Annotated in this window: 9 protein-coding genes and 11 tRNA genes; 3 read left to right on the plus strand and 17 right to left on the minus strand. The window is 49.2% G+C overall.

Translation table 11 applies throughout. The features are described from left to right. Positions 1 to 154 precede the first annotated feature (154 nt). Positions 155 to 574 (plus strand): universal stress protein, encoded by a 420-nt coding sequence (locus tag BP97_RS0134050; RefSeq protein WP_028553073.1) that lies wholly within the window; start codon positions 155 to 157, stop codon positions 572 to 574. Between the two features lie 129 nt (positions 575 to 703). On the opposite strand, the gene BP97_RS0134055 is transcribed toward BP97_RS0134050, so the two are convergent. After that, positions 704 to 1,621: a LysR family transcriptional regulator gene (locus tag BP97_RS0134055; RefSeq protein WP_028553074.1), complete on the minus strand. Its 918-nt coding sequence runs from the start codon at positions 1,619 to 1,621 to the stop codon at positions 704 to 706. Positions 1,622 to 1,771: 150 nt separating this feature from the next. Between BP97_RS0134055 and dapA the strand changes: the two genes are divergently transcribed. Continuing rightward, a complete protein-coding gene (gene dapA / locus BP97_RS0134060; protein ID WP_028553075.1) occupies positions 1,772 to 2,641 on the plus strand; it encodes a 4-hydroxy-tetrahydrodipicolinate synthase in 870 nt (289 codons plus the stop codon). Between the two features lie 7 nt (positions 2,642 to 2,648). Here the strand turns inward: dapA and BP97_RS38460 are convergent, their stop codons facing one another. The 4 genes from BP97_RS38460 to BP97_RS0134080 all read right to left on the minus strand — a co-directional run bounded on the left by BP97_RS38460 (position 2,649) and on the right by BP97_RS0134080 (position 6,353). Beyond that, positions 2,649 to 3,476: an ABC transporter ATP-binding protein gene (locus tag BP97_RS38460; protein ID WP_051621222.1), complete on the minus strand. Its 828-nt coding sequence runs from the start codon at positions 3,474 to 3,476 to the stop codon at positions 2,649 to 2,651. Positions 3,477 to 3,733: 257 nt separating this feature from the next. Continuing rightward, entirely contained in the window at positions 3,734 to 4,240 is a 507-nt protein-coding gene (locus BP97_RS0134070) for a DinB family protein (RefSeq protein WP_028553076.1), read from the minus strand. A 146-nt stretch (positions 4,241 to 4,386) separates the two neighbouring features. After that, positions 4,387 to 5,352, minus strand: a complete 966-nt coding sequence (locus BP97_RS0134075) for a helix-turn-helix transcriptional regulator (RefSeq protein WP_028553077.1) — start codon at positions 5,350 to 5,352, stop codon at positions 4,387 to 4,389. 89 nt (positions 5,353 to 5,441) lie between these two features. Beyond that, positions 5,442 to 6,353, minus strand: coding sequence for a LysR family transcriptional regulator (locus BP97_RS0134080; RefSeq protein WP_028553078.1), 912 nt, complete (start codon positions 6,351 to 6,353; stop codon positions 5,442 to 5,444). A 150-nt stretch (positions 6,354 to 6,503) separates the two neighbouring features. Between BP97_RS0134080 and BP97_RS38465 the strand changes: the two genes are divergently transcribed. Beyond that, complete coding sequence (locus tag BP97_RS38465; protein ID WP_036747093.1) at positions 6,504 to 7,862, plus strand: MFS transporter; 1,359 nt, start codon at positions 6,504 to 6,506, stop codon at positions 7,860 to 7,862. Positions 7,863 to 7,984: 122 nt separating this feature from the next. On the opposite strand, the gene BP97_RS0134090 is transcribed toward BP97_RS38465, so the two are convergent. From BP97_RS0134090 to BP97_RS0134145, 12 genes are all read right to left on the minus strand, one after another. Next, positions 7,985 to 8,398 (minus strand): SRPBCC family protein, encoded by a 414-nt coding sequence (locus BP97_RS0134090; protein WP_028553079.1) that lies wholly within the window; start codon positions 8,396 to 8,398, stop codon positions 7,985 to 7,987. A gap of 180 nt (positions 8,399 to 8,578) precedes the next feature. Next, positions 8,579 to 8,649 (minus strand) — tRNA-Gly (locus tag BP97_RS0134095). Positions 8,650 to 8,658: 9 nt separating this feature from the next. Then, positions 8,659 to 8,735: transfer RNA gene (locus BP97_RS0134100), tRNA-Pro, on the minus strand. A gap of 7 nt (positions 8,736 to 8,742) precedes the next feature. Next, a tRNA-Leu gene (locus BP97_RS0134105) sits at positions 8,743 to 8,825 on the minus strand. Positions 8,826 to 8,830: 5 nt separating this feature from the next. Beyond that, positions 8,831 to 8,907, minus strand: a tRNA-Arg gene (locus BP97_RS0134110). 15 nt (positions 8,908 to 8,922) lie between these two features. Further along, a tRNA-Gly gene (locus BP97_RS0134115) sits at positions 8,923 to 8,997 on the minus strand. A gap of 9 nt (positions 8,998 to 9,006) precedes the next feature. Beyond that, a tRNA-Leu gene (locus tag BP97_RS0134120) sits at positions 9,007 to 9,091 on the minus strand. A gap of 7 nt (positions 9,092 to 9,098) precedes the next feature. Further along, positions 9,099 to 9,171: transfer RNA gene (locus BP97_RS0134125), tRNA-Lys, on the minus strand. A gap of 6 nt (positions 9,172 to 9,177) precedes the next feature. Continuing rightward, a tRNA-Phe gene (locus BP97_RS0134130) sits at positions 9,178 to 9,250 on the minus strand. A gap of 26 nt (positions 9,251 to 9,276) precedes the next feature. Beyond that, positions 9,277 to 9,353, minus strand: a tRNA-Asp gene (locus BP97_RS0134135). Between the two features lie 13 nt (positions 9,354 to 9,366). Beyond that, a tRNA-Met gene (locus tag BP97_RS0134140) sits at positions 9,367 to 9,443 on the minus strand. Between the two features lie 16 nt (positions 9,444 to 9,459). Further along, positions 9,460 to 9,535, minus strand: a tRNA-Val gene (locus BP97_RS0134145). Positions 9,536 to 9,580: the final 45 nt, after the last annotated feature.

The following is a 9,580-nucleotide window of genomic DNA, read 5'->3' on the forward strand; positions in this document are numbered from 1 at the left end:
CCAATGTCTTCTTCCGTTTTCTAAAAGGGTAATAAACTTGTATCCCTGGAATAAAGCTGCCGCGGAAAGGAGAGGTTATAACGAACAGGTACTATTTGACGGAAGAGTTAGCCTTATGCATATGGGCCTAAATACAAGCAAAGAGGTGTTTACGATGTATTCCAAAATTCTCGTCGCTTACGACGGTTCCGACCTTTCTAAAAAAGCATTGGAGCATGCCAAAAAAATGGCTGCCGCCGCGGCTGAAATCGAAGTGCTGCATGTCTACTATGTTCCTGTACTCATAGTGGGGGAAGCAGTTCTCACCACCCCTAACTTGCAAAAAAACTACTATGAGCATGAGATGGCCGTAGATGAAGAAATCAAGAGATTGATCTCTGACCTTCCCTCAGCCAAATCCATTATTAAGCAAGGCCAGCCGGCCAAAACAATTGTAGAGCATGCTCGGGAAAACGAGAACGATCTCATCGTCATCGGCAGCAGAGGATTGACCGCAATAGATGAGCTATTCCTCGGGAGTACGAGTCATAATGTCGTTCAGCACGCTTCTATTCCCGTTCTAGTCGTTAAATAGAACCGGAGAGAGTGTTATAACGGTTCATCATGATGTGAAAAATCTATCAGGTTCATGTCCATTCACACAAAAAGTCCTGCTAGGGTATCCGTTGTTTTGGAATCCCTAGCAGGACTTTGCTATGTCTTATCATAACTGTTCACGTATTTCCTTGACCAACGTGCTTTCCGCTGCTTCCTCTCCGGTCAGCAAGCCTATGAACGTCAGCAGCGTTTGCGACATCCATTTCTTCGGATGCAAGAGCACCTGCAGTTGGAAGCGGAGATCTGTGTGCTGAAAAGGAATGACCGCGAGCGTACCGCGCTGCAGTTCAACCTCAACCGCTATTCGCGGCAGCAGGGCAATGCCAAGCCCATTCATGACGCATTGCTTGATCGCCTCCAGACTGCCCAGCTCGAAGCCGATCCGATACGCCACTCCATTATCCCGCAGCACCTTCTCAAAGGTGCTGCGATAAATGCAGCTGCCCTCGGACACGATCAGCTCACAGCCCTCAAGATCGCGAAGCGCCGCACCCGACACCTCCGTCAGCGAATGCCCTGGGGGCGCGACGAGTACAAGCGGCTCCTCCCGCACCGTGATGCAGCGGAGCGCCGCATCGGCGGGACTGCGGTCAAGCAGCAGAGCGACATCGTACTCGCCCTCCTTGACTTTAGCGACAAGCGCTGCCTCGCTATCCGGCAGCAGCTGGATGCCGAGTCCCGGATGCAGCTGCCTCAGCTGCTGCAGGTATGGCGGCAAATAATAGGCCGCTAGCGAATCGATCGTGCCGATGGTAACGGCTGCACTGACCTGATTCGCAATCGTTTCCTTCGATTGATCGTAAAGATCAAGCATTTGCACCGCAAGTTTGAGTAGTGCTTCGCCCGGCGGAGTAAGACGCAGCTGCTTGCCATAGCGCTCGAATAAGGGGACGCCGTATTCCCGTTCCAGCTTCTGAATCTGCATAGTCACGCTTGACTGCGCATAACCGAGCTCCTCCCCGGCGCGTGTAAAGCTGGCTCTCCTTGCGACCTCACGAAACGTGCGAAAGTACGTTAAGTCCATCGTCGACCCGCCTCTATCATCAAAATTATTGATACTGATTATCACTTATTATAGCTAACACTGATAATGAAATCCATGCTAAAGTGAGTTTAATCCATTTCAGCCAGGCTTAAGAGAAAGTCTGATACAACTCACTAGGAGGAATGCACGATGTTAACCGAACAGCAGCTTAAAGGCATATTCATCCCTATCGTAACTCCCTTTCACCCAAACGGTGAAGTGGATGAGGAGTCATTCCGCAATCTGGTATCCCGCCTCATTGGCGATGGCATCCACGGCCTAGTCGTTAATGGAACGACCGGTGAATCTCCAACGATGAAGCAGCAGGAATGGGAAGCGGTGACCCAAGCAGCAAAAGAAACGATTGGCTCGGTACGGGTTCCGATTGTGCTCGGAACAGGGACGAACGATACGGCATCCACCGTCCGGAGAACGGAGCAAGCCGGACTTATCGGAGCGGATGCGGCACTCGTCGTCGTGCCTTATTACAACAGACCATCTCAGCAAGGGATTATTGAACATTATCGGAAGGTAGCGGAGGTAGGTGTTCCGGTTATCCTGTATGAAATTCCAAGCCGAACGGGAGTTTCTCTGGAAGTAGATACTGTTCGGACCATCCTGGATATGGACGGCGTCATTGGGATGAAGGACAGTTCAGGGGGTGTCCAGCTCGTCTCCGAGCTGTCGCGCTGTGGATCAAAGCCGGTGCTGTGCGGAGAGGACGCTTACTTCTACGCTTCCCTTTGCTGCGGAGCCAAAGGAGGCATGCTCGCTTCCGCACATCTGCATACTGAGCGGTTCGTACACATCTACAACCGCTTCATCTCCGGCCTCGTGAGCGAGGCCAAGCTGGAATTCGGCGAACTGCTGCCGCTCATCCGGCTGCTATTCGCCGAGCCGAACCCGGCTCCGCTCAAATGGCTTCTCGCGGAGCAAGGCCTTATCGCCAACGGCACGCTGCGCTTGCCGTTGACGCCCATCAGCGTGAAGCTGCGGGAGCAGCTTCAGCCTTACATCTAAGCATGACTTACTCCGTCGTCATGCTGATCTCCTGCGCCGCATGGTCGCGACGCTGCTGCTTCGGGAGGACCCAGTACCGGTCCTCCCGGCTCAATACCTCTACTGGCGACTCGAAGAAGCTCGACAAGTGCCGCTCGGTCAGCACCTCGCTCACCTGTCCGGAGGCGAATACCTCGCCCCGGCGCAGCAGCAAGGCATGGCGGAACATCGGTAATATCTCTTCCGTGTGGTGAGTCACATAGAGCAGCGTCGGCGCAGCCGGCGACTTGGCCAATTGGTCGATGACCTCAAGGAGTGCTTCCCGCGAAAACAAATCAAGCCCATTGCATGGCTCGTCGAGAATCAACAGCTTCGGCGAGCTCATCAGTGCGCGGGCGATCAATATTTTTTGCTTTTCCCCTTGAGAGCAGGTCTGATACTGACGCCCCTTCAAATGAAGGCAGCGCATTTGCTCCATCAATTCGGTTGCGCGTTCCCAATCCTCTTCTCCCGGCTTTTCATACAAGCCTATTGTTGCGTATTTACCACTTACGACGATGTGCTCCACCTTATCGGTAGCATACAATTTTTCCTGCAAAGATAAGCTTACCCACCCAATAGACATGCGAAGCTCCCGCAAATCGACCGTTCCATAAGGATGGCCCAATACGGAAACTTTACCGGTTGTTGGCCATATATACCCGTTGACGATATTAAGCATCGTTGTTTTGCCTGATCCATTTAATCCGAGGATGGCCCAATGCTCTCCTGGACGAACCTGCCAGTTAATATCCGTCAGCAGCTCGTTTTTTTCTCTGCGGTACGTTACATTTTGCAAATCGATTACATAGTCCATTCTTTTCCTCTCCTTCACATTATCCGATCATCTGATGTTTAATAGCATACCACATCTCCTCCTTTTTCGGCTACCCTTAAACAGCAAGAAGACGGAACAAGAGTAAGCTCTCATCCGCCATCCAAATGCTGAATTCCTCCACTTTGCCCGATAAATTAAGAACCTACCGAATAAAAATAGGCTCTGTTTTCCTTGGAAAGTGTTTTCCATAAAGCGTCACAGCTTGTCGCTCTAACGCTTCATGAACGATCTTCTCTTCAGTCCCTCACTTCATACAAGTAAAACGCATAATCGGTCGGTATGCCTGGATGACCCTGTTGACGGAGCATAGCCGTTATATTGCCGCGATGGTAGGTTCCATGGTTAACTAGATGCTGCACGATATCGGCGTTGCTGGCGTTAAGCGTCCCATACTGCGGATGAGGGTATGCCTTAACCACATCCATATCATTGTTCGCAAAAAAGGCCTGAAACTGTTCCGCCGCTTGATGATATAGCTGCTGCAAATCCTCCAAGCCTATCCCTTTCGTCTCCTTGAGAACCCTCTGTATCTCGGTAACCATATGCTCATAGCTATCGCCAGATATGGCACCCAACCACATAACATCCACCCTATAAATATGGATCAACGCTTTCGATAATGATGGAAACACACTTTGTATGACAGCATCATATGTGTCTCGTGGTAGCGTTTTAAGATGGTTAAAGATTTTATCATTCGCCCAAACATGATATCCATACAGTTCTATCGCATTATGCTTCATTAGACACCTCTCCTTATAATTCCATATTGGATGTTCCGCTTGGTACCTCTGTCATCCATACAGCTAATCGTGTGCTCATCCGCATTCCACATCCTGCTTATATCCTACATCAGCTTGACTGACAAATGCAGTCAGTGAGAATCAAGCTACATTTTCTGATAATAGTCCAATAAGGCCGTGGTGACTGCTACCAGTCTCTCCTGCAATAAAGATGGCTCCATAATCCGTATCGATCTGCCGTACGGGAGCAGCAAATGAGGGAGGAACGTCGCAACGGACTTCTCATCCAGCCTATACTGTATCTCGGTCGCCGTACGCTCCACCATAACATAAGAAAGCAGCCAATGCTGGCTTAAATCGTTGATTGATTGCTCCTTTCCTTCGATACGGACCAACATGAGGTTTTCCTGATTATCTATATCAGGCAGCAGAGTGCTCATAAAAAACTCCCTTGCAGAAAAACCATGAGGCCGATCAAAACGATTCTCCGTTTGGATCAATGAATGAATACGGTCCACACGGAAGCTGCGGATTTCTTCGCGAAGATGGCAATAAGCGACGATATACCATTTCCCTCTCCAATAAACGAGTCCATAAGGATCGACCTCGCGTTGATTCGTAGAATCAGCATTTCCCTTCAAATACTCCACCGCCATAGTACAACCGTTGGCTACCGACATTTCCAGCTCTTGGAGGAGCCACTCCTGTGAAGAAGGCTGCGGAGCATGGATGACATCGAAGCCGACCAAATGCCGATTAAGTTCGTTTAATTGCTCATCATTCGTGTACAGCTTCAGCTTGTCAACGGCACGCTGCAATGCCTCCCCATAGGGGTAGCCTGCCTCTCTGGCGAAAACAGCCGCTTGAATAAGCGCCTTCTGCTCGCTCATATCAAAAAACAACGGCGCTTCGTTAAACCGCTCCAGCAAGCTATAGCCCCCGTTATGCCCGGAATCCGCAATAATGGGAACACCGCTGGCACACAGTGCGTCAATATACCGGTATACGGTACGAATGTTCATTTCCAGCTCTTCTGCAAGTTGTTTTGCCGTTAACCGTTTTCCTTTTTTCAGCAGCCACAATATGGAGAGCATGTTGTCCGCTTTCGACATGGATCAGGCACTCCTTTCTTTATGGACAAGCATATAAATTCATTGTATGCATACTAGGAAAAATATTCAATTGCTTCCCTCGTCTGGAACTAGAGAGCTGATTCGTCCAGCCACTTGTCTTTTTCCAGCTTAGTAAAATAATCCGTAACGAACTGCCGAAAGCTGCGTACGGCCAAGGAATGAAACCGATCTGTCTTCCATGCCAAACCTATCGGACGCTGGCAAACCGGCTCTTCTATTCGCAGAGGAACGACCGTAGTATGATCCCAATACCTTAAATTGAGCAATGTGCTGAATGAAATGCCCAGTCCCGCTTTGACCAAGCTTCGTACGGAAGCCGGTTCGTCGATTTCAAAAGCAATGTCCGGCTTAATGCCTGCCTGCTCGAAATACATATCGGTCAGATCACGTATGTTATTTCCTTTTTTTAAGTTGATAAATGTTTCATCCGCAATATCAATCAGCCTCACACTTCGCTTACCTGCCAGCCGATGCTCCTGGGGGACAATTAATATAATCTCATCGTTTATTAACGTTATGGACTCAATTCCCGTATGCTCGATAGGTAAGGAGGTAATGCATAAGTCCACTTCACCGCTATGAAGCTGCTGAATCATCGTCTGCACCGGTTGCTGATGAACTCGAAACTTCACATTGGGATGCTCCAAATGAAATGCCTTTAGCATGTCACCCAATACTTGAGTGGAAACGACGCTAAGTGTGATATACCCATGCTCCATTCCTGCTAGATCCTTAACTTCCTGCAAGCCGTCATCGATGGCCGATAGTGCCCGATCCATATGCTTCAGAAACGCTTTTCCGAACGAATTAAGCTTAATCTGCCTGCCTTGGCGATCAAATAACGGCACGCCTACCTCCAGCTCCAGCTTGGCAATCGTCTGGCTAAGCGCTGGCTGCGCAATACGCAGCTCCTTGGCGGCCCGTGTCATATGCTCATGTCTTGCCACGATTCGAAAATATTTCAACTGCAGCAATTCCATCGGAAATTCCCCCCAAGCGATTGAATCAATCTCTATACATAAGTTATAACTTATCAATTCATACAAAAAAATATATTTTTATATATAAGTATTCAAGAGTAGTATAAACAATGGTGTCAAAAAAGTCATATGTCAGGCGGTTATATAAGTATGAATGATAAAATTACAATTCCCGTATGGGCGCTCGGGAATTTTATTGTCGTTATGAACACGACGATGTTCAACGTATCTCTTCCGGATATTATCGAGCAGCTCCACATCACGGCGGGACAAGGCTCATGGATTGTATCAGGATATTCCATCGTCTTCGCTCTTTCGACTATTATTTTCAGCAGATTATCCGACTTCATCCCTATCCGGAAGCTTTGGTCTATAGGGATTTCGCTTCTCGTTATTGGATCTATTATAGGCTTGTTTGCCGATAACTTCGGACTTGTCCTGTTCGCCCGTTTGTTTCAGGCAAGCGGAGCAGGAGCTACACCAGGACTCGGCATGGTGCTTGCCAGCCGGTACGTGCCGTATGAGCGTCGTGGGAGAGCTATCTCCATGATTGCTTCAGGAAGCGCATTGGCATTTGGATTAGGGCCTGTCATCGGCGGAGCCATAACGCAATATTTCGGGTGGCATGAGCTGTTTGCCGTTACCTGTCTGGTTGTCTTGCTGGTCCCCATTCTATGGAGACTCATTCCCAAAGAAACGCTGGAACGAGTGCGATTCGATTATGCCGGAGCGGCCTTGATTGTCATCACCTCGTCCGCTTTCTTAATTGCTGTAACTCAGATGTCCGCAATCGTTCTACTTATTAGCATTGCGGCCTTATGTATAACAGCTTGGCACCTGCGTCGGGCGGAGAAGCCATTTATCCCTCCGGTATTATTTCAGAACCCGGCTTACCGGAAACTGTTACTTATCGCTTTCTCTGTCTTTGTGCTGAACCTGTCGATGCTGTTTCTTATGCCACTCATCTATTCCAAAGTATTCGCAATGGGTGCGGCATCCATCGGGATGATGATTTTTCCAGGTGCCTTCCTGTCGGCTTGTTTGCTGAAGCTGGTCGGCCGTTGGATTGACCGTTACGGCAACTATCGCTTTATGGTTGCAGGACATCTTCTGCTAGGGATTTCGGTACTGATGATTTCTCTTTGGGTTCACGCTTCAGCGTATGTCACCTTGGCTGCTTATCTTATTTTTTCGCCTGCCCTATCGTCCGTCACCTCTGCTTTATCGAACGAAGTGTCCCGGATACTGCCTAAGCACCTGATAGGATCAGGAATGGGTCTAACCCAGTTGTCGCAATACCTTGGCGGATCGTTCGCCGTCGCCGCTTGCGGGCTATTTCTTGTATGGCAAAAAAATTCCGCTCCCGCCATAGCTTATCAGCATTTATATTTCATTCTGTTAATCATTTTGCTGATTTCATTGAGTGTGCTGGCGTTGTACAAAAAATCCAGTACAGCAGCCAAACAAGCTGCTGCCACCGTAAATGACGGTGGAGTTGTCCAAGGTTAAGCGCAGTACTATTAGGAACAAAACAAAAACCGTACCTTTACGCCATAGGAAAAAATGAGAGAGTCTCATTTCCATGACGAAAAAGTACGGTTTCTTTTGCTGTCTTGTATTAATCTGCTTATCTATCCGGCATAATCCGAAAGGCGGGATAACACGCTCTCCCATCGCATTTTCATTTCTTCTCTAGCATGGAGATCAGCCAGCTTTTCCTGGTGAAAGCTAATTGTCGTTTTGTTACCGCTAGCAGGTAATAGACGAATCTGAAGCGTTGACGGCTTTGCCCAATCTTTTCTCTGCCATGTCATACGCAGCTGTGCGTAAGGCTTAACGACTCTCATTTCTCCAGACGTCCCATCGTAAGCTGTATATGGGTGTCCTGCTTCCAGATTCAATGTCTCCAGATCCCCTAACCATAGCTTAAGCCCAGTTGCTGAAGTCAAAAGCTCCCAAGCTTGCTCTTTGCTCATATTCAATGTTCTTCTTACCCCTATTTGAAAGCCTGCTGTTGCCGTTTGGCCTACCGGTTTCATCGTCATTACAGCCCTCCTATGATCCGACTACTTCCCATTATATACAAAAATGGTAGAAAGTTAATCCATAGAATTTGCTTTAATAGAAGGTTGAATCGGATCATGAAGGATTTCGTTCCAGCGTATTTCAACTGTCCTCATCGGTAAAAAACAAAAAAACCTTGATTTCTCAAGGTTTTGCCTTTAAGCGGGTGATGGGAATCGAACCCACGCTACCAGCTTGGAAGGCTGGAGTTCTACCATTGAACTACACCCGCAAATAAAGATGGTCGGGATGACACGATTTGAACATGCGACCCCCTGGTCCCAAACCAGGTGCTCTACCAAGCTGAGCTACATCCCGAAAATTATGGTGCCGGTGAAGGGACTCGAACCCCCACGGTTTCCCTCACGATTTTGAGTCGCGCGCGTCTGCCAATTCCGCCACACCGGCAAGTATGGCGCGCCCTGAGAGATTCGAACTCCCGACCTTTTGATTCGTAGTCAAACGCTCTATCCAGCTGAGCTAAGGGCGCAAATGTTGATAATAATGGAGCGGAAGACGGGAATCGAACCCGCGACCCTCGCCTTGGCAAGGCGATGCTCTACCGCTGAGCCACTTCCGCATTGAATGATGCGCTCGAGAGGACTCGAACCTCCACGGGGGGTTAGCCCACACGGACCTGAACCGTGCGCGTCTGCCAATTCCGCCACGAACGCATGAATCTGAGCCATGAAGGACTCGAACCTTCGACACCCTGATTAAAAGTCAGGTGCTCTACCAACTGAGCTAATGGCTCACGCAATGGCTCGGGACGGAATCGAACCGCCGACACGAGGATTTTCAGTCCTCTGCTCTACCGACTGAGCTACCGAGCCTTAACATGTTTATATTTGAGTAAAAATGGCGGAGCCGACGGGATTCGAACCCGCGGTCTCCTGCGTGACAGGCAGGCATGTTAGGCCTCTACACCACGGCTCCACACTAAAAAATTTGGTTGCGGGGGCAGGATTTGAACCTGCGGCCTTCGGGTTATGAGCCCGACGAGCTACCGGGCTGCTCCACCCCGCGTCGTTATACTATGATATGGTGGAGGCTGACGGGATCGAACCGCCGACCCTCTGCTTGTAAGGCAGATGCTCTCCCAGCTGAGCTAAGCCTCCATATGTATCATATGAATGGTGACCCGTAGGGGATTCGAACCCCTG

It is taken from the genome of Paenibacillus sp. UNC451MF (genome assembly GCF_000686845.1).
Taxonomy (GTDB): Bacteria; Bacillota; Bacilli; order Paenibacillales; family NBRC-103111; genus Paenibacillus_S.

What these genes read in the sequence shown, in the direction of transcription:
- BP97_RS0134080 (WP_028553078.1), bottom strand. Translation starts at nt 6,353, where the DNA reads ATGGAATTGCTGCAGTTGAAATATTTTCGAATCGTGGCAAGACATGAG.
- BP97_RS38465 (WP_036747093.1), top strand. Translation starts at nt 6,504, where the DNA reads ATGAATGATAAAATTACAATTCCCGTATGGGCGCTCGGGAATTTTATT.
- BP97_RS38460 (WP_051621222.1), bottom strand. Translation starts at nt 3,476, where the DNA reads ATGGACTATGTAATCGATTTGCAAAATGTAACGTACCGCAGAGAAAAA.
- BP97_RS0134075 (WP_028553077.1), bottom strand. Translation starts at nt 5,352, where the DNA reads ATGTCGAAAGCGGACAACATGCTCTCCATATTGTGGCTGCTGAAAAAA.
- BP97_RS0134055 (WP_028553074.1), bottom strand. Translation starts at nt 1,621, where the DNA reads ATGGACTTAACGTACTTTCGCACGTTTCGTGAGGTCGCAAGGAGAGCC.
- BP97_RS0134090 (WP_028553079.1), bottom strand. Translation starts at nt 8,398, where the DNA reads ATGACGATGAAACCGGTAGGCCAAACGGCAACAGCAGGCTTTCAAATA.
- BP97_RS0134070 (WP_028553076.1), bottom strand. Translation starts at nt 4,240, where the DNA reads ATGAAGCATAATGCGATAGAACTGTATGGATATCATGTTTGGGCGAAT.
- dapA (WP_028553075.1), top strand. Translation starts at nt 1,772, where the DNA reads ATGTTAACCGAACAGCAGCTTAAAGGCATATTCATCCCTATCGTAACT.
- BP97_RS0134050 (WP_028553073.1), top strand. Translation starts at nt 155, where the DNA reads ATGTATTCCAAAATTCTCGTCGCTTACGACGGTTCCGACCTTTCTAAA.